At 35.4% G+C, this 20,396-nt stretch carries 18 protein-coding genes and 1 pseudogene; 18 read left to right on the forward strand and 1 reads right to left on the reverse strand.

The features are described from left to right. Nucleotides 1–190 precede the first annotated feature (190 nt). The 6 genes from DWW68_RS05430 (at nucleotide 191) to DWW68_RS05455 (ending at nucleotide 7,298) form a co-directional block, all read left to right on the forward strand. Nucleotides 191–1,237, forward strand: a complete 1,047-nt coding sequence (locus DWW68_RS05430) for a virulence RhuM family protein (protein ID WP_118589052.1) — start codon at nucleotides 191–193, stop codon at nucleotides 1,235–1,237. 182 nt (nucleotides 1,238–1,419) lie between these two features. Continuing rightward, the gene (locus DWW68_RS05435; RefSeq protein ID WP_118589051.1) at nucleotides 1,420–2,112 is read left to right on the forward strand and encodes a hypothetical protein; all 693 of its coding nucleotides are present in this window, start codon (nucleotides 1,420–1,422) and stop codon (nucleotides 2,110–2,112) included. A 142-nt stretch (nucleotides 2,113–2,254) separates the two neighbouring features. Then, a complete protein-coding gene (locus tag DWW68_RS05440; protein WP_118589050.1) occupies nucleotides 2,255–4,369 on the forward strand; it encodes a SulP family inorganic anion transporter in 2,115 nt (704 codons plus the stop codon). A gap of 89 nt (nucleotides 4,370–4,458) precedes the next feature. Beyond that, nucleotides 4,459–6,087 (forward strand): sigma-70 family RNA polymerase sigma factor, encoded by a 1,629-nt coding sequence (locus tag DWW68_RS05445; RefSeq protein WP_118589049.1) that lies wholly within the window; start codon nucleotides 4,459–4,461, stop codon nucleotides 6,085–6,087. Nucleotides 6,088–6,231: 144 nt separating this feature from the next. Further along, the gene (locus DWW68_RS05450; RefSeq protein WP_118589188.1) at nucleotides 6,232–6,597 is read left to right on the forward strand and encodes an arsenate reductase family protein; all 366 of its coding nucleotides are present in this window, start codon (nucleotides 6,232–6,234) and stop codon (nucleotides 6,595–6,597) included. A gap of 80 nt (nucleotides 6,598–6,677) precedes the next feature. After that, nucleotides 6,678–7,298, forward strand: coding sequence for a methylated-DNA--[protein]-cysteine S-methyltransferase (locus DWW68_RS05455; protein WP_118589048.1), 621 nt, complete (start codon nucleotides 6,678–6,680; stop codon nucleotides 7,296–7,298). Between the two features lie 64 nt (nucleotides 7,299–7,362). Here DWW68_RS05455 and DWW68_RS13410 read toward each other — a convergent pair whose 3' ends face one another. Then, nucleotides 7,363–7,521, reverse strand: coding sequence for a hypothetical protein (locus DWW68_RS13410; RefSeq protein ID WP_158576813.1), 159 nt, complete (start codon nucleotides 7,519–7,521; stop codon nucleotides 7,363–7,365). 402 nt (nucleotides 7,522–7,923) lie between these two features. Here DWW68_RS13410 and DWW68_RS05465 point away from each other — a divergent pair, with 402 nt between their 5' ends. The 12 genes and pseudogenes from DWW68_RS05465 (at nucleotide 7,924) to DWW68_RS05520 (ending at nucleotide 20,188) form a co-directional block, all read left to right on the forward strand. Beyond that, nucleotides 7,924–8,883, forward strand: coding sequence for a WYL domain-containing protein (locus DWW68_RS05465; protein ID WP_118589046.1), 960 nt, complete (start codon nucleotides 7,924–7,926; stop codon nucleotides 8,881–8,883). Between the two features lie 105 nt (nucleotides 8,884–8,988). Continuing rightward, nucleotides 8,989–10,377 carry a hypothetical protein gene (locus DWW68_RS05470; RefSeq protein WP_118589045.1) on the forward strand — a complete coding sequence of 463 codons (1,389 nt, stop codon included), beginning with the start codon at nucleotides 8,989–8,991 and terminating at the stop codon, nucleotides 10,375–10,377. Nucleotides 10,378–10,389: 12 nt separating this feature from the next. Beyond that, nucleotides 10,390–10,809: a hypothetical protein gene (locus DWW68_RS05475; RefSeq protein WP_118589044.1), complete on the forward strand. Its 420-nt coding sequence runs from the start codon at nucleotides 10,390–10,392 to the stop codon at nucleotides 10,807–10,809. A 10-nt stretch (nucleotides 10,810–10,819) separates the two neighbouring features. Then, nucleotides 10,820–12,034, forward strand: coding sequence for a hypothetical protein (locus DWW68_RS05480; protein WP_118589043.1), 1,215 nt, complete (start codon nucleotides 10,820–10,822; stop codon nucleotides 12,032–12,034). A 122-nt stretch (nucleotides 12,035–12,156) separates the two neighbouring features. Continuing rightward, nucleotides 12,157–12,351: a hypothetical protein gene (locus tag DWW68_RS05485; protein WP_118589042.1), complete on the forward strand. Its 195-nt coding sequence runs from the start codon at nucleotides 12,157–12,159 to the stop codon at nucleotides 12,349–12,351. An 81-nt stretch (nucleotides 12,352–12,432) separates the two neighbouring features. Further along, nucleotides 12,433–13,674, forward strand: a complete 1,242-nt coding sequence (locus DWW68_RS05490; RefSeq protein WP_118589041.1) for an IS256 family transposase — start codon at nucleotides 12,433–12,435, stop codon at nucleotides 13,672–13,674. Nucleotides 13,675–13,950: 276 nt separating this feature from the next. Next, nucleotides 13,951–14,919 carry a TAXI family TRAP transporter solute-binding subunit gene (locus DWW68_RS05495; protein ID WP_279220105.1) on the forward strand — a complete coding sequence of 323 codons (969 nt, stop codon included), beginning with the start codon at nucleotides 13,951–13,953 and terminating at the stop codon, nucleotides 14,917–14,919. A gap of 8 nt (nucleotides 14,920–14,927) precedes the next feature. Continuing rightward, nucleotides 14,928–16,115 carry a sodium/glutamate symporter gene (gene gltS / locus DWW68_RS05500; protein ID WP_118589039.1) on the forward strand — a complete coding sequence of 396 codons (1,188 nt, stop codon included), beginning with the start codon at nucleotides 14,928–14,930 and terminating at the stop codon, nucleotides 16,113–16,115. A 26-nt stretch (nucleotides 16,116–16,141) separates the two neighbouring features. Further along, entirely contained in the window at nucleotides 16,142–16,327 is a 186-nt protein-coding gene (locus DWW68_RS05505) for a hypothetical protein (protein ID WP_021952498.1), read from the forward strand. A gap of 14 nt (nucleotides 16,328–16,341) precedes the next feature. Continuing rightward, nucleotides 16,342–17,002 (forward strand): annotated as a pseudogene (locus tag DWW68_RS05510) (iron-containing alcohol dehydrogenase). A gap of 142 nt (nucleotides 17,003–17,144) precedes the next feature. Next, nucleotides 17,145–18,539: a helix-turn-helix transcriptional regulator gene (locus DWW68_RS05515; RefSeq protein ID WP_118589038.1), complete on the forward strand. Its 1,395-nt coding sequence runs from the start codon at nucleotides 17,145–17,147 to the stop codon at nucleotides 18,537–18,539. Between the two features lie 155 nt (nucleotides 18,540–18,694). Further along, nucleotides 18,695–20,188, forward strand: coding sequence for a fibronectin type III domain-containing protein (locus DWW68_RS05520; RefSeq protein WP_118589037.1), 1,494 nt, complete (start codon nucleotides 18,695–18,697; stop codon nucleotides 20,186–20,188). Nucleotides 20,189–20,396 lie beyond the last annotated feature (208 nt).

Consider the following 20,396-nt stretch of genomic DNA (forward strand, 5'->3'; position numbering starts at 1 on the left):
TCACGATGGTAATTCATAGACAGCAGTCCTTTCATGTGGAGACTGTGTGTTTGCTTAGCCGATAAATAAAGGAGTTTCGAGGATTAGAAGTGGGAAAATGGTCGATTTGTCCACCTCTTGTCCACGAAAATTAAAAAAAGAGTGAAACTAAAAGGTGTTTAGTATAGGATACAGAAGGAGGTAATCCTTTTTGAAAAAGAAGAAAGACGAAATAACCATCCGTTCCAGTGCAGCGGAATATTTGACCTATGTTGCTTCTGTTGGCGACCAGCAGGACAGTATTGAGATGCGCTATGAGGATGAGAATATATGGTTGACACAGAAGATGATGGCGGCATTGTACGATGTGGATGTTCGTACAATCAATGAGCATATTAAGAAGATTTATTCCGACTCAGAGCTTGAGGAAGATTCAACTATCCGGAATTTCCGGATAGTTCAAACCGAAGGTTCCCGTCAGGTGACTCGTGATACAAAGCATTATAATCTTCAAATGATTATTGCGGTTGGATTCAAGGTGAATAATGAACGGGCAGTGCAGTTTCGTAAGTGGGTCAATGGTATCGTGAAGGATTACACCATCAAAGGCTGGGTCATGGATGACGAGCGTTTGAAGAATGGTGGTTCTGTGCTTACAGTAGAATACTTTGACCGTTTGCTTGAGCAGATTCGTGAAATTCGTTTGTCCGAGCGTAGATTTTATCAGAAGATAACAGACATCTATGCTACAGCTCTTGATTATGACCGGACAGCAAAAACAACAAAGCAGTTCTTTGCAAAAGTGCAGAACAAGATGCACTATGCAGTTCACGGACATACAGCAGCGGAGTTGATTTATGAGCGAGCCGATGCAGATAAGCCACATATGGGATTGACCACTTGGGCAGCAGCACCGGAAGGCAAGATTGTAAAAAGCGATGTGAGCATTGCGAAGAATTATCTTTCAGAGAAAGAAATGCGTTCACTGGAGCGTATTGTATCTGCTTATCTGGATTTGGCAGAGGATCGTGCAGAACGTCATATTCCGATGACAATGGAGGATTGGGCGAAACGACTGGATCTATTCCTGATGGCAGATGACAGAGAGGTACTTCAGGATGCAGGTAGAATCACAGCAGAAATTGCCAAGGCAAAAGCTGAAACTGAATTTGAAAAATATCGTGTCATTCAGGACAGATTATTTATGTCTGACTTTGATAAGTACATGCTGGAACTGGAAGAGAATGCGAAGAAGTAGCAGTGTTTCAATCAAATTATTAATTCAGAAAATTAAAGATTTTCATTAAGAGAGGGCAAGCTGGAATTCCTTGAATTAACTTATGTGAAAAAAGAATAGCATAAGAAAAATAATATTCTACTGGAGACGGCATGGTAATATATGTATATCCGGTATAGTAACCGACTAAATAGAGGTGAAGCATGATTGAAATAATAAAAATATATAATCAAATTCATGGTGATATTTTACTAATGATAATTAAAATAATCATAGGAACATTGCTTATTGTAAATGAAAAATACATATCTCGAAGGTTTAAATATAGTGTAATAGTAATTTATTTTGGGATGATGCTAGGATGTTTTATTCCAGGGTACCTTGATTTTTCGGTAAAGGGTATTTTTTTAGGGACAATTGTAGGTTTAATATTGGGTTGTATAATTGCCAAATATCATAAGACGGATCATATTGCTAATTCACTATTTTTATTAATTTATTTCTATGAAATTATAGGATGCATTTTTTATATTTTTAATATAAACTTTTCGGAAATACTTGGAGTATATAATTACGATATTGATTATAAAACAATATATGTTGCATTAATTTTTTCCGTTATTTTGACAGTGATAAGTTATATTGTTTTCCGTAATAAGAATAATTTTATAAAAATAGTTGAAGAAAATAAATATTTTTGGATAGGTAATTATTTTGTTATGGGAGCGGTTATAGGATTTTGTATGTTTCCTATTTATGGACCGGGTGATTGGAATGAGATGAGTATAGAATTGTTAAACGTCACCGATGATTTTCAGGTGAATTGTTTAGTAATGTTTGAAGTTGTGATATTAATTGCGTATCGGGAATATAAAAAAACGATAACTAATATATAGATTCAAGTAGTTACTAGATTGGTGGCATTCATGCATTGGGATAGAGACAGTGTATGTTTTGAGATTTCACATTACCTTTAAAATTAATGGCAATAAAGATATAATATAAAAATAAGTATCTTGAAAAAGGAAGGACTTTAAAATGAATATAAAACTATTGCAAACATTAAGAAATTATAACAAAGACAATTTTATAAAGGACATTATTGCAGGAATTATTATTATGGCGGTGTCTATTCCTATCTCTATGGGATATGCACAGATAGCCGGTCTGCCTGCAGTTTGCGGATTGTATGGTTCGGTATTTCCAATTCTTGTTTTTGGACTTTTTTCTACATCGCCTCAGTTTATATTTGGTGTGGATGCGGCACCGGCAGCTCTTGTAGGCTCGGCACTTTTGACACTTAATATAGAGGCAGGTTCAGACAAGGCTATGGCAGCAGTTCCTGTTATGACGTTTTTTGTTGCCTTATGGTTGTTGGCTTTTTATTTTATGAAAGCCGGAAAGCTGGTTAATTACATTTCAGCACCGGTAATGGGTGGTTTTATAACAGGTATTTGTACAACAATCATATTAATGCAGATTCCAAAGGTTATGGGAGGCACATCGGGAACAGGAGAGTTTTTCGAATTAGCCGAACATATCTATAAGACTGCGCTTAATATAAATATGCCATCAGTAATTATGGGAGTGATAGCGCTGGTAATACTTTTTGCCTCGAAGAAGATAATGCCTAAATTTCCAATGGCAGTAGTTTTAATGTTTGTGGGTACGATTTTCACAATAAGTCTTCCAATAAGAGATTGGGGAATTAAGACTTTAAATGCAGTAGAGCCGGGACTTCCAAAGTGGAGTATTCCTGATTTCTCGGCTATTCCCATTCAGCAGACCATTACAATAAGTTTATCAGTGGCAGTAGTAATTATGGCTGAAACATTGTTGGCAGAGAACAGCTTTGCTCAGAAAAATAATTACAGAATAAATGACAATCAGGAGATTTTAGCTTTTTCTGTAGGCAACTTTATGGCTGCTTTTACAGGATGTTGTCCTATTAACGGTTCAGTTTCACGTACGGCAATGGGGGAACAGTATCAGGCAAAAACTCAGCTTACAGGTATTGTGGCAGGACTTTCTATGATAGTGTTGCTTCTTTGTGGAACCGGATTTATCGGATATCTTCCTATTCCTATTTTGACGGCAATAGTTATTTCGGCACTTATGGGTGCAACTGAGTTTGACTTGGCAGTAAGATTGTGGAAAGTAAGCAGAACTGAATTTTTAATTTTTATGGGAGCTTTTTTCGGCGTGCTTTTACTTGGAACAATAAATGGAGTTTTAATCGGCATAATTCTTTCTTTTACGGAAATGATTATAAGGACTTCAAAACCTTCAAGATGTTTTCTTGGAATACAGCCGGGACACAGACATTTTAGGGATTTGAAGGAAGGAAGCCAGATACACGCAATTGAAGGTGTTGTAATTTATAGATTTAGCAGTAATCTGTTTTTTGGAAATATTCAGGTGTTACAGCGTGACATTGAAGACAGCATTAAATCTGATACTAAAGCAGTAATTCTTGATGCAGGTGGTGTTGGAAGTATTGACATAACTGCGGCAGACAGGCTGGCAATGCTTTACAAGTCCCTCGAAGAGAAGGGGATTGGATTTTATATGACGGAGCATATTGCCAGTATTAACGAGCAGCTTAGAAAACTGGGACTGGGCTATATGATTGAAGACGGAAGAGTCAGAAGAACTATCCATATTGCTTTGAAGGACATGGGAATTGGTAGACCATATCCTTTAGAAGGCGGTGTGGAAAATGTAGAAAGAAGTGCTTCAAGAAAAAGAGCTGACAATAAGGTTCAGGAGTTCGTCTGGGCATATGGTGCTGAAAGTGAGGAACAAATTGAAAAACAAATTGTCCTACAGATTCAGCAGTTAAAGAAAACAGGAGACATGGAAAAACTATTCCACGGAAGCTGGTCACATATGGATGCTTTTGATGAGGACGAGTGGTTAGAACATCTGGAAGAACACCTAAAAGAGATTGTTAATATTTCGGGAAAAGATGAAAAGACCATTGCTGAACGTTTTGAAAAGCATAGAGAAGAAATACATATAAGAATCAGGGATGAGCATCCTGAAATGGCAGAGAGATTTAAGGAAAGAAGGCATATTCTTGATGAACATTTGAAAAAAAGACATCCGGAAGTGTTCAAATTAATTGAAGATTTAAGGGAAAAAGAGGATTAAATGTAACTTCTACCCAACCTATTTTCTTATTCCACACACTATATTAATGAAAACAAAAAGTGCACATTTGTTTATCATGGAGGTAAGTAGTGAACAAGATAAATGCAGACAGATTAATAGTTGAATACCAGCAGAAAATATTTGGATTTGCAATGTCTAAAATGAGAGATGTTGATAATGCAGAAGAACTTGCTTCAAACATAGTGTTGGAGGTATATAAGTCATTTCTTAAGTCGGATAATATTGCAAATATAGAAGGATATGTATATAGAATAGCAAGTAATGTATATGCAAGATTTATTGACAGAAAAATGGCAAATCAACACATAGACATTATGAAAATAGAATATCCGGTGTCTGAGAGCGGTTTTGATTGTATTGAAAGTGGAGAAACATACAGAAAACTGCGAAGAGAAATTGGAATGTTGTCCAATAGACAAAGGGCAATTACATACATGAAATACTATAAGGATATGTCTGTAATGGAAATCGCAAAAGAACTTAATATTTCTGTTGGAACCGTAAAATGGCATTTATCTGACATCAGAAGTGGATTGAAGGAGAAAATTGATATGGTTAAGAATGGTAATTTGAGTGTAAATCCTGTATATTTTGTTAGTATGGGACATAGTGGAAGTCCGGGTAAAAGTGGTGACACAAAAGATATGTTTGATTCAAGGTTAAAGCAAAATATTGCATGGAGTTGTTACTATCAGGCAAGGACAGTAACAGAAATTGCAAAAGAATTGGAAGTTCCCATTGCTTATATTGAAGGAGAACTGAGAAAACTGGTTGAGTGGGGATATATTGATCAGATTGATAATTCAAAAAATCCAAAATATCTGACAAATATGTATATAACAGATGTCAGAGAAGATTTTTCAGAAGAGTTAAAAATTAAAAAAGATGTTGCCGACTTTTTATGCGAGAATCTTTTTAAGGACATGTTTGACAAATTTGATAAGGCAGATGATAACTGGGGAATGATATGTCCAAATAATGATAAGAATTATTTGAAATATAATTTAATAATGATGACATTAATTTCCCTGGGAGATGATTGGGAAAATTGGGAAGAGTTTGCAGTAAAAAGACCGGATGGAGGACATTTTATTGCTTATGCAAATGTGACGGATGATTGTACAAAAAAGAAGTTAGACGATAAATACAAAGGTTGCGGTTATATGTTTGATCAGGTATGGAGAGATAACAGGCAGGTGCTTCAAAGTATACAGTATAACTGTATGTACAGTGGTAGAAGTATAGATTGGAGAAACAATAATCCGGATGATTGGGAGGATTTGTATTCGTACATATCAAATGGTTGTGAGAAAGACAAGATAAGTGTAAATAGTTTCTCAAATTTATCAGCAAAGGGATATGTAGCTGACGGGAAAAATCAGATTACACTTATAAATGTAAAAGACGGAAATTTAGTGGAGACCATAAACAATTTTGTAAAAACTCATATGCAGATTCCGGAATTTGTGCTGGAAGAAGGAAAAAGAACAGATGAAAGATTCTACAAGGCAAACCGGCATAAATATCCCAAACATTTGGAAAAACTTGTAAGATACAATAATAGCAACTCATTTACATGGGGAGAAAATATTCCTTTTATAGTTGAAAGAATGCTTGAAGTGAGAATGTTAAAACCACTGACTGATAAGCAGAAAAAGGCGGTATTTACAGTTGTGGCAATAAATGGCGAAGAATGATATAATTCTATAAAAATAATGAAGCACTTATAATTAGCTTACCATATGTACACGCTCTTTATGTAGAAGGATAATTGCATTAGTCGGGAAGACTGGTGAAGTCGTGAGATGTATGGGAATAATTGGTGTGGAAAGGATGAAATTATGCAAACAAAACAAAGGTTATTTATATGTTATCCAAAATGTTCAACGTGTAAAAAGGCAGAAAAATGGTTAGATGAGCATAACATAGAGTACACGGAACGTCATATTGTAGAAAATAATCCGTCATATGATGAGTTAAAAAAGTGGTTTTCTGAAAGTGGCTTACCCTTAAAGAAATTTTTCAATACCAGTGGATTGCTTTATAAGGAAATGAAACTTAAGGATAAACTGCCGACAATGAGTGAGGATGAACAATTAAAATTATTGTCAACAAACGGAATGTTAGTAAAACGTCCATTGCTTGTTGATGGTAATGAGGTGTTAATTGGATTTAAGGAAGCAGAATGGATTGAAACACTGCTGTAGAAAATCTGGTTTATATCCATGTAGTAAAAGAAATAGTGGGTGTGTAGACAACATCTATGAAAAGGAGCACAGATAAGATTATGAAAACAAGACAGGAAGCAATATCCTATGGATTAACATTTGAAAATACATATTTGGACACCCCATTTAAGGATACTAATTGGCAATTAATAAGAATAAAAGGAAGCAGAAAAGCATTTCTTTGGATTTATGAGAAAGACGGAGTTATTAATTTAAATGTGAAGGTTGACCCGCAATGGAGAGATTTCTGGAGACAGACATATAAATCAGTTGTGGCGGGATATCATCAGAATAAAGAACATTGGAATACCATAATTCTTGATGGAAATGTACCTGATGAGGATGTAAAAAGAATGATAGCCGAAAGTTACGACATTATTACTGACAGTCCAACAAAAAGAATATACGAAGCTGTTAAGAAAATTCCTAAAGGGCATGTGGCAACCTATGGAAGGATTGCGGAAATGGCAGGGGAGCCAAAGATGGCAAGAGCCGTAGGAAATGCATTGCACAAAAATCCGGACCCTGAAAATATCCCATGCTTTAGAGTTGTCAATTCCAAAGGAGAACTTTCAGGGGCCTTTGCTTTTGGTGGAGAAAATGAACAGGCAAAGAGATTGATGGAAGACGGAGTGGAAGTGGTAGAGGGTAAAGTAGATTTGGAAAAGTATGGAATATAAAGGCTTAGGCTAGCTTAAACCCTCTCCAAGGTTAAAATGTTTATAATATTTAAAATAAGAAAAATTAGTTATCATCAGCTTTGAAATCGTAAACCAGAGTAATTACCTTTTCTATTTTTAAAGTTTCACCGATAACATCCATTATTTCCCGGATTTCTCTATAGGCAAAAGGTGCTTCATCTAAAGTCTTTTTATTTATGCATGAGGAATAAATTACCTGCATTTCTTTTTTTTGTATGAGGATAATGTATAATTAGACTTTATGCCCTCCCGGGTCATAATACGACCGGAGCCATGGGGAGCAGATTGGTTCCATTCGTCATTACCAAGCCCCGTGCCTAAAATAATGCCATCCTGCATATTAATGGGAATAACCATCTGCTCACCGGATTTGGTGGAAAAAGGATTTGTCAATGAAAAATTAAAAAAATATAGGGTCAGTTGGAGAAAAAATGACTAATGTATGGTGATAAAATTAGAAAAGAGGGTGGGGAATATAAAATAACTTTTCATATAAAAAAATGTGTAAATTTTGGGAAAAAAGTAGACATATGTTTTTAGAGTGACAATATGTGTCTATGCAAATTTGTATAATTCATATAAATGGAAGGATGGAGGAGCGAATATGCAAAGTGAAAGCACTGATAAGATGCAAAGAGTGCTTGGGATATACAAAAAATTAATCAATGGTGAAATTGTAAATAAGATAGAAGAAGCTAACAATTATGGTGTAAATGAAAGGAGTATTCAAAGAGATATTGATGATATCAGATGCTTTATGGAATCGGAAATAGGGCGAACAGGAATTATCAATGATGTTATTTATGACAGAAATCAAAAGGGATTTAGATTGGAACAACAGAATCGTACAGAATTGTCCAACGGGGAGATGCTGGCAATATGTAAAATTTTATTAGATAGCAGAGCCTTGTTGAAAAACGAAATGATAGAAATATTAGATAAATTAGTTAAATGTTGTGTTTCAAAGAAAAATCAGAAAGATATACAGGACCTTATAAAAAACGAAAAATTTCATTATGTTGAACCGAGACATAAGACGGAAGTTATGGATAAAATGTGGAAGATTGGACAGGCAATCAAAAAATCACAATATATTAACATTAATTATGAAAAGCCAGGTACAAAAGAGATGGTTAAAAGGAAGCTGAAGCCGGTGGCAATAATGTTTTCTGAATATTATTTTTATCTAACAGCCTTTATAAGTGATGAAGAAGTAAAAAAAGATTTTGATGTGATAAATGATTCTTTCCCCACAATCTATAGAATTGATCGAATAAAGGAATTTAATGTATTAGAAGAAAAATTTTACATACCATACAGAAACAGATTTGAAGAGGGTGAATTTAGGAAAAGAATCCAATTCATGTATGGAGGCAAACTTCGGAATGTAAAGTTTAAGTATACAGGTGATGACATTGACGCAATACTTGATCGCCTTCCAACAGCCAGAATAATTGAGAAAGGGAGCAACTATTACATCATAAAGGCTGAAGTATTTGGTAAGGGAATAGATATGTGGCTACGGAGTCAGGGGGATAAGGTTGAGATAGTTGGAATGGAGTAAAAGTATGTTTTAAAAGTATTTAAATGCTGATTCAAAGCAGTTATTTGGGGAGTTATGTTTATGTGTTGCAAAAGCAAATAATTGAATTAAAAGAGGAAAAAATGGATGAATGATATTGAATTAAGCTATGAAAAATTAGAGGCGAGAATAGCTGTAGTTCAAGGACCTAAATGTGATAAGTACGATTATATGATTGCAGCTTTTGCGGGCGTATGTGCAGGCTTAATTGACGCATATTTTGTTGGTGCACCTAGACAAAGTAAATTAGGAGATTTGAGTGACAAAGCTGCAAATAATATTCTTGAAAAAGTAACGGATAAAATGCTTGCAAAAGATACTAAAATATACAATGAATTAAAGGCAAAAGGTTTAAAAGGTGAGGGATTAAAGAAAGCGTTAATAAATAATGGTTTACCTGAAAACTTTTCCCAAAAGGGATATCCTGAATTTAAGGATAAGATAACTTATTTAGAAAATAAGTATAGAGTTAATTATGATCAGTCGACAGGTGATAAATTTATGGAGAATATTAAATTATCACCGGATAATCATCATTTAAAAAGCTTAGGACATAGTCCTGACATAATTGGATTATTTGTTTCAATATTGGATCAATTTACAGGAAAATCGACTTTTATTGATAATGGACAACTCGTAAGATTGGTTCCGATTAACAATTCGTTTGAACTCAGAGGTGGAAACTTTATTGCAAAATTATATTGTGGATTTATAAATTGGTTTGGACATTTGTTGTCTGATATGTGCGGATCACATAGTGCCAAAGGTAGAGGTGCAGGAATACCGATTCCATTTTTTGAGTTGTTTCAGTTTTGTAACTTTGGATCATTTGATAATGGTAAAAACGATAAATTGTCGATTGCTGAAATGTCTGTAAAGGTATTTGAACATGGGTATGATTTACGTTTTATGGGAGCTATGGCGGTGCCGGTAGTTGTATGTGATTTGATAATCAAATTTTCATGGACAGTTAGGCAATATTTTATTGAAAATAAACCATGGAAAGAATGCATACCTACATCAAAACATCCGGATTTAAGATGGATGCTGATTATAGGTAATGCAACTTTATGTACAATTGATGGGGTAGATGCAGCTATTAGATCTGCTGGTCAGATGTTAGAATTTTTCTTACATTTAAATATTGTAGCATGGTTTATGCTATTGAAGCGCGTCCTTAAGGAACTAGAACTAAGAGGTGGATTTACGTATGAAGATTTGAAACTTCAATACGAGTATTTAAATTACAAAATGGATGAATATATAGGAAAACTAGAAAAGATAGACTATGAAAATATTCAAAATAAAATTAATGAATTGGATGTTTTAAGGAATGTATTATATGAAAGTAATGAAGATGCAATAGATTTCGCAACGAGCGAATATATTAAGAAGCATAATTTATCAGAGCAGGTATCTAGTTATGATAATTTTATAGATATGATGGAAGATGATAATCAAACATTTATACTTTAAGGAGGAATAGAAATGGCAATGTATATTGAAAAAAAGAATGACAAAATTAACTATTTGAAAGGATTGATTAGGCTAGTAAAGGCAGACGGAATAATTGCAGATGAAGAAGTTGAATATATTAATATTGCTGCAGTTGGGATGAAACTAGATGAGGATTCAATAGCAAAGATTAATGAGTGTTGGAATTCATCAAAAAAGATATCTGTTGAATTTTCGACTAAGATAACAGCAATGTTTTTTATTCAGGAAGCAATTCAATTGTGTGAGGTAGATGGATCATATGATGAAGCAGAAAAAAATGAAATTCGTAATTTAGCAGAGGAGTTAGGCATTAGTGAAGAGAAGATTGTTGCTATTGAAAAATGGGTTCAGACAGGTATCGTTTGGAGACAACAGGGTGAGGCTTTGATTAAGGCATTAAGCGAGGATTAGGAGGAGTGTCATGGGATTAAAAAAATTTTTATTAGGTGCAGGTGCAGTTGTAGGTGCAATCGTTGCAGCACCTGTTGTGCTACCAGCTGCTGCAGCAGTGGGAACAGCGGCGGCCGGTACAGCTTTAGGTGGAGCGGCAGTGTCGGCAATGGGAGCTGTAGGTGCCGGAGTGGGAGCAGCAGCGGGTGCCGTAGGATTGTCATCTGTAGCAACTGTAGTAGGAACTTCTGCTGGAGCGGCAGCCGTAGGTACAATTGCAACAACAGCAGCCGTAGGAGCAACCACTGGAGTATCTGGTGCTATTAAAATGAAAGAATCAAAATCGATTAAGGAACAGGCAGAGGAAGTTTATAACTCTGCGAGAGATAAATTTGATGAAAAAGAATCTTCAGCAAATGAAAGGTTAGAGCAGCTTGGAAAAGATAAAGTTGAAACATGGACTCATATTGTAAAATTTGCCGATACATATAAAAAAGTAAATAATATTTCTTTTGAAGGTGAGGTAGCAATTGATGAAGAATTAAAATTTGATGAAAATCAGTTAGAAAATGTAAATGTATTAGCTATGAGCGTTCGAGATGTTGTTAAAGGTGGAGTTATATCATTAGCAGGAGGAGAACTCGCAGGTCTTGCTGTATCAACGGGTTTTACAAGTCTGGCAACAGCTTCAACAGGAGTAGCAATCTCGTCTTTATCAGGAGCAGCAGCTACAAATGCTTCTCTAGCTGCATTAGGAGGAGGAGCATTAAAGGCTGGAGGTCTAGGTATGGCTGGTGGAGCTACAGTTGCAAACTGTTTAACGTTTGCACCGGCAGCAGCTATAGCAGGAATTTATTTTAGCAGAAAAGGAAGTAAAAGCCTTGAGGCTGCTAAAGGAAGCCTAAGTGAGGCAGAAGAATTAGCAGAAAAAATGAAAAAAGCAGGAATTGAATTAGACAAGTTAAGAAAATTAGCAAATAAGTTGGATGCTATCGTAGTTGATTATGATAATGTATTTAAAGAAAAATTAGACAAGTTTGTAAAACTTGTTGATAGAGAAAAGGACTTTAAAAAATATTCTCAATCGGAAAAGAGAGAGGTATACATTGTTGCAAAATTAGCAGTTATATTGAAGGATCTTACTTGCACACCTTTGATGAATGAAGAAACTTCAAAAGTATCTAAGTATAAGGTTGACAAGGTTATTAATAGTAGCAAGGAGGATTATAATAAATTAGTCAATTAATGGTCCTTTTTCTCACAACAATGACATATCCTGTCATCCTGTTCTGATATATTGTACTTACAATGAAACATACAAGTAAGGTTTATTCTTATCAGTGAATGTTAGAAAGGAAAGGTACAAAGATGTTTAAATTTATTGAAAATTTAATGGCGGATGCGAAAATCAGAAAGTGTGAAAAAGAACTGGAGGAGTCAGATGTTTCAATGGATGATATGCACCAGTTGAATATGGCAATGAAATTATGGCAGGAGGAAGGAATGGATGCTGCTGAATCCTGGGAACAGTCAGGAGCCATGAGAGAAAAATTGAGAGTGTGAAAGTTTTTCTGTAAATTAAATATTTAAATATAATTAATAGGCCTTCTATGATAAAATTTATTATTATAGGAGGCCTTAATTATGGCAAGAGAAAGAAAAAAAGTACACAAGGTACAAATGACTGATGGCAAACGTGCCATCATCCACCAGCTATTGGATGAATATGACATCCAGACAGCTGAAGACATCCAGGAGGCATTAAAAGATCTTCTTGGAGGTACAATCAAAGAAATGATGGAAGCTGAAATGGATGACCATTTGGGTTATTCAAAATCACAACGTTCAGAATCCGATGATTATCGAAAAGGTTACAAGTCGAAGCGTGTCAACAGTAGTTATGGCTCCATGGAAATCGATGTTCCACAGGACCGTCGTTCTACTTTTGAACCACAAATTGTAAAAAAACGTCAGAAAGACATTTCAGACATTGACCAGAAAATAATCTCAATGTACGCAAAGGGAATGACAACAAGGCAGATTTCCGACACAATTGAAGATATTTATGGATTTGAAACATCAGAAGGATTTATTTCTGATGTGACTGATAAAATAATGCCACAAATCGAGGACTGGCAAAACCGACCGTTAGATGAAATTTATCCTGTTGTTTACATAGATGCCATCCATTATTCTGTAAGGGATGAGGGAATAATAAGAAAGCTTGCGGCCTATGTAATTCTCGGCATTACAGTGGACGGGAAAAAGGATGTATTAAGCATAAGTGTTGGAGATAATGAAAGTTCTAAATACTGGTTGTCTGTATTGAATGAATTAAAAAACCGAGGTGTAAAGGACATTCTTGTTATATGTGCCGATGGTTTAAGTGGCATAAAGGAAGCCATATCAGCAGCTTTTCCAAACACAGAATATCAAAGATGCATAGTTCATCAGGTGAGAAACACTCTTAAATATGTACCTGACAAGGACAGAAAAGTTTTTGCAAAAGATCTTAAAACAATATATCAGGCAGTTAACGAAGAAAAAGCTCTTGAAGCTTTAGACAGGGTGACTGAAAAATGGACTCCGAAGTATCCAAACGCAATGAAAAGATGGAAAGACAACTGGGACGTAATATCACCTATTTTCAAATTTTCAGATACTGTCCGAAAAGTAATATATACAACCAATGCCATTGAAAGTTTAAATTCAACATACAGGAAACTTAATCGTCAGAGAAGTGTATTTCCAAGCGACAAGGCATTGTTGAAAGCTCTGTACCTTTCAACGTTTGAAGCAACGAAGAAATGGACAACGACCTTAAGAAACTGGGCTCAGGTGTATGGAGAACTGAGCATTATGTACGAAGGCCGTTTGCCTGAATAGCATAAAAAATACCCAATATCAAGGATAAATATACGCCCGTTATAAAACGGGCGTCCTTGACATGGGTATTTTTATATGCTAGTTATATAAACAAGAGCTGCAAGCTCATTTCATGAACTTACAGCTCCATCACTTATCATAGAATGTCTATTTACAGACTTTATTTCACAGACTCACATAAAATCTATCCCCACCCACTTTCCACCATTCCCCTTTGTCTTATCCAAATTATATGATAAAATACATAATAACAAGAAAACATAGCGAGGTGTTCTAGTGAGAAACAGACTAATTATTTTATTTATAATGATATTTGCCCTTACAGGGTGCAGTGCTGACAGCAGTAGTATTAGATTTGGTGCGGCAGGAATCGGCGGTGCATACCATGTATTTAGCGATATTTTCGCAGGAGTAGTGAGTGAGGCGGACAACGGCTATGATATGCAGGTAAAAACCACAGCCGGTTCGGCGGCGAATCTCCGACTTTTATCAAAGGGCTATCTGCAAATGGCAATTGCCCAGAATGATATGACAAATGATGCGTACTACGGCGAAGGCAATTTCGCAGGTGGCGATAAATACCGTGGATACAGTGCCATTGCAACATTATATGACGAGGCATGTCAGATTGTTGTAAGGAAGGATTCAAACATCAAATCGGTAAATGACCTTCAGGGAAAGAATATCAGCATAGGAGAAAAGGAATCAGGAACAGAACAAAGTGCAAAACAGATTTTACAGGCTTACGGACTTACAGACAGATTAGTAAAAACAGTTCAGTTAGATTATACCAGTGCAGCAGACAAGTTAAAAGATATGGAAATTGATGCATTTTTCTGTACAGCAGGAACAGCCACTACAGTAATCAGTGAACTGGCGAAGCAGTGTGATATTGAACTATTGTCATTAGATGATGAAAGTATCAAAAAACTTGAGTCAGCTTACAAATCATACAACATATATACTATTCCGGCAGGCACATACAATGGACAAAAGCAGGATGTTAAAACGGTTGCTGTTAAAGCACTTCTTCTGGCAAGTGATAAATTATCAGACAAAACAGTTAAGGATATAACTAAAATTCTTTTTGATAAGAAGGAAGAAATTCAGCTGGCACTGCCGGTGGATATTTCCTTAGATGAAAAAACTGCTGTGGAAGGAATTTCAATTCCATTTCACAAAGGTGCTGCAGAATATTACAAAGAATGCGGCATTGACGTTAAAACAGAGAAAGGAAATAATTAACAGCTGATATGAAGATAGAATTGGATATGTATCAGACAATGGCAGTTGCTGTCCTTGTTCTGATGTTGGGAAAATTTTTAAAAAAGAGAGTTAATTTTTTAGAAAGATTTTGTATTCCGGCACCGGTTATTGGTGGCGTAATATTTGCAGTATTTACATGTATATGCTATGTAACAGGAGTGGCGGAGTTTACCTTTGACGATATTTTAAAGGAAGTATGCATGGTATTTTTCTTTACATCTGTAGGCTTTCAGGCAAATCTAAAGGTTTTGAGAAGTGGCGGAAAAGCAATGATTGTATTTCTTGGATTGGTTATTACCTTAATTGTATTTCAGAATTTTCTGGCAGTAGGACTTTCAAAATTGCTAAACATAAGTCCGTTAGTGGGATTGTGTACAGGCTCAATTCCAATGGTTGGAGGACATGGTACGGCAGGAGCCTTTGGCCCGGTTTTGGAAGACTTTGGAATTGACGGAGCCACTACGTTATGTACCGCAGGAGCTACATTTGGTTTAATTGCAGGAAGCGTAATGGGTGGTCCTGTAGGAAGACGTTTAATAGAAAAGAAAAAGCTGTTAGATACAGTTGTTCAGGAAGATGACAGCTTGTTGGTGGAAGAAGAGAAGAAGCACGAGAGACACACAAGTATGTACCCTTCAGCAGTTTTCCAGATTATCATTGCCATTGGAATAGGTACCATTGTGTCAGAGCTTTTGTCCCTTACAGGAATGACTTTTCCAATATATATAGGTGCAATGATTGTTGCAGCCTGCATTCGTAACATAGGAGAATATTCAGGAAAATTTACCATATATATGGGTGAAATAAATGACATTGGTGGTATAAGCCTTTCACTGTTTTTAGGCATGGCAATGATTACCCTTAAAATCTGGCAGTTAGCAGAACTGGCACTTCCACTGGTGATTTTATTGGCAGGACAGACACTTCTTATATTGTTCTTCACATATTTTGTAGTGTTTAATGTAATGGGAAGAGACTATGATGCAGCAGTATTATCCTCAGGTGTATGTGGCTTCGGAATGGGTGCCACCCCTAATGCCATGGCAAATATGCAGGCATTGTGTGAGAAATACGAGCCATCAGTTAAGGCGTATCTGTTAGTTCCATTGGTAGGAAGTTTATTCGCCGATTTCTTAAACAGTTTAGTAGTTACATTCTTCATTAACTTTTTATAGAAAATGTATATTCGGGAGGTATAAAAATGCTCATAAAAAAAATAAGAAAAAAACGTGGTGATTATGAGGTGGAAAGTGAAAACCTTGCAGTTCCTGAAATCCATACAGGAGAAATAAAGGAAGAAGAAAAGGACGACAAAACAGACAAGGACGGGTACATCACATATGATAATGTAGCAATACCGGAAATTCACATTAAGAGAAAAAAATAAGGAGGAGGTTTCATATGAATAATTTTGTATACGACATACCTACTAAGGTGTATTTTGGAGAAAATCAGCTAGGTCATTTAGGTGAAGAATTAAGTAAGTACGGAAAAAAGGTACTGCTTGCATATGGTGGCGGTTCTGTAATTGACTGCACAAAATACATTGGAGCGGCAGCTTTTTATGACGGAGATGCATGGGATATATTAGAGCAGAAAACAGACGTTAAGTAGTATCTTCCTATTGTGGACATCCTCATGGGCAATAAACGGATTTATAGATGGTGGCAAGCGTCAGGCGTGGAGTTGTCATCCAATGGAGCATGAACTCTCAGCAATATATGACATAACTCATGGTTTAGGTCTGGCAATACTTACACCACGTTGGATGAAATATTGTCTTGACGAAACTACAGTGTCAAAATACGTGGATTTTGCGGTAAATGTATTTGGAGTTGACGAAAATCTCCCACCAATGGAAATTGCAAACAAAGGTATTGAAATGATGGAAAAATTCCTTTTTGAAACATTAGGATTAAAGAGCAGTTTTACTGATATTGGAATTGATGAAAGTCATTTTGAAGTAATGGCTGAAAAGGCAGTAAGGCTGGGAGGACTGGCATATGCATTTAAACCTCTTGCAAAAGAAGATGTTGTAAATATTTTCAAAATGTGTTTATAAATAAGATATTTGCCGGAAGTGGTAAACAGTAAAATTAAATAAGAATAAAACAATGTCGGTTATCATTTTGGTAGCCGGCATTTCTTTTTATCTTAATTTATGCTAACCTATTATCAAGTAATTAGCAAAGTCAGGATAAAAAATGAGAGAAATGATTAATAATAAAAAAAGAGTTTATGCCGTTATTATATTGGCATTATTTAATTTTATATTTTTAGGAACAGAGTATCTGTTTGACAACATGATGAAATATGTAACTGATTCTAAAGGTGTGGTAATTGCACAAAGTTACATATTAGGAGCCAGCGTATTGGGATTTATCATATTCCCTTTTATTAAAGGCTGTGTGAAGAGTAAGGTGCCATACATAGGAAGCATATTGGCAGTAGCAGGGTATATTGGCGGTGTATTGATAATAGTTATGCATTTTTCATATGTTTTAATATTAATTGCCGGGTGCCTTATTTTTGTGTTGTTAGGAATTATAGGCAGTTTAACCCATTACCTTGTGGCAATTAATCTGTTTAAAGATGGCAGTCTGGCAAAGACTATTGGTTTTTCATATGCCATAGGTTTGTACCTTCAGTTCATTAATAACAATCTTATAAACAATGACAGGGCAGAGGCTGTTGTATTGTCAGTAATGATGATAATATGGCTGGCTGTTATTTTAAGTTATGCTTTAAAAAAGCCGGAAGATATTGTGTCAGCAACGGGGCAAAATCAGGATATACTCAAAAGACCAAAAGTTGCAGCTATAACCCTGATTTTTCAGGTGTTGTTCATGGCATGTATATTTTCTACCCTTGATAATGTGGTTACATTATTCCATTCCACAGGAAAGGTTGACATAGGACAGCTGCCAAGACTATTGCTGGCAGTAAGTGGAATTTTGGCAGGTATTTTATTTGATATGGGAAAAAGACGGTATATGAGTATTATTATGTACTGTGTGACTCTGTTATCTACTATTTGCGTATTAGTTATAATGACAGGGGGCAGATTCATGGTAGGTCTTATGGTATTTTATCTGTCAGCAGGATTTTTCGCAGTATTTTTTACTACGGCATTTATTGAACTGTCTTTCCATATGAAAAAAATGGAACTTTGGGCAGGACTTGGACGTGGTGTAAACAATTTATGTGCTGCCATTATAGGAACATTATCCATCAATTTGTTTGAAACAAAAAGCGTTTTTGTTAATAGCATTGTAGCATTGGTTATGTTTGTGTTAATAAGTTTATCAATATTCATATACTATATGCATAATGGCATAAGACAGGATATAGAGTCTATAGAGCCTCAGGAGGAAGATTTAAAAGACAAATTTATAAAATTCTCAGAAACATTTTCCTTAACACCAAGGGAAAAAGAGGTGATGATGAAACTTCTTACGTCCGACAAAAGTGTACAGGATATAGCAGGAGAATTATATATTTCAAGAGCAGCATTGTACAGGCATATTGCCAACTTAAATGAGAAAACAGGTACCAAATCCAGAGTGGGTCTGATTCAGTTTTATTATGAGTGGAAATAACAAAAAAAAGCCATAAAATAACGATTTGAGACATATGTAAACTTAAAAAAAAGTAAACTTTATGGGATATTATTCATACAAATACAGGTGGGAGTGCCGGATTTAACCGGTTCTCGAAAACAAAAAATATTACATACGTGAAAGGAGTATTTGTTATGAAAGAAAAAGTTATAAGTTTATTATTAAGTCTTGCATTGTTGATTACAATGATGCCTCAGATGGTGTTAGGAGCCAATGGACCGGGTAAGGGAGAGTTGCCGTCATATTTAAGATTGATTTCGGAAAAGACCGACAAGTTTATATTTGCCAATTTTGCACAGGCTAAGGTGGAAAAGGTAAATGGTGTGACATATAATGAAAAAAACAACACTCTCACACTAAATAATGTTAAAATGAAAGAGTACAACCTAGTTGCCAATATTATGGGGGATGATTTTAAAATTAACGTAAAAGGTGAAAATGAAGTAAGGTCAATCTTTATCTGGGGAGACGGATATGGCGGAAATCTTACCATTTCAGGAGATGGAAAACTTGTGGTAAATAAGCAGAAATTACAGGAAACAGCGATTAATATGCGTGCCGAGGGAACAAAGGGAATTCTTACAATAGAGAGCACCGTGGACATGGAAATGTATTCACAAAAAGGATATCCTGTAATAGAAACAATTGGGGCTTCAAATGGTGATAAGACAAAAGCCATAGCTATAAAGGGAAAGACTTCAGAAAAGGTTAATGTTAAGCAGGATAAAGAAAAACATGTGATTCCGGAAAATGTTAAGGCATATGATGTTTCAGAAGGAGCATGGCTTGATAAGTTTAAAAAAGACGGAAAATATTATGGTGGCAATGCAAAGTATGATGATAACATGGAAAAAACAGGCTATTATTCCATGTATGAAATATTGGAAAATAAAGAAATCGAGGCAGGGAAAACCTATTTAATTGCAAAGCCTCTAGAAGGTCAGGAGAATATTAAGCCTGAAACTAAAGGATATGAAACGGTATTAGACAGTGATGGGGAGATAGATCAGTTTAAGGGCGTGATATCTATGAACTGGTTTAGTGAGGTTTACCTGCAAATGTATCACAGCACTTCTGATAATAAAGACTATGGTGTATATACCGTACATTACATTGACGATGACCATCCTGATGGAGTCATAAAATATACCGTATTTAAAATAGTAGATGACAGTATATTAGGCAAGGCTGCCATTTTAGTACCGGGCAAGAAAGAAATATTAGAATTGCCAAAGGATTTACAGCAAAAGATTAAGGGAGAATATTATTCATATTTCTACACTGTTAATTTGGAAAAACTGGTTCTTTCAAAAGGAACAGCACCAAAGCCGGCTGTAAAGAAAATCGGTCAGGCAAAAATCAGCAGTGCGAAAAATTCAAAGAAAAAGACAGTAACTCTTAGTTGGAAGAAAGCAAGCAATGCAAAGAAATATCAGATTCAGTATTCTTTAAATAAAAAGTTCTCTAAGGCAAAGAAGTATAAAACAAAGACAATAACATCATCTAAATTAAAGGTGACTGTTAAAAAACTTACCAGGAAAAAGACATATTATTTCAGGGTAAGGGGAATAAATGGCAAGAATGCTGGCAAATGGTCGGCAGTTAAAAAAGTTAAGATAACCAAATAAATGCAAAAACCCGGAAGAAAGGACATTATTCTTGTTCTTCCGGGTTTAATTATGTTGACATTTTTGTTATACTTAAAACACTGTAAACATAATTTATGTTAGTGAATCAGCAATAGGATGTGTATTAATAGGTGCCGGTACGTTATTAATGGTGCTTTAATTCGCAAAGATTATTATAGACTGAAAAATGGTATTAAATTACAGGAGA

This window comes from Eubacterium sp. AF16-48, from assembly GCF_003479405.1.
GTDB lineage: Bacteria > Bacillota > Clostridia > Lachnospirales > Lachnospiraceae > Eubacterium_G > Eubacterium_G segne.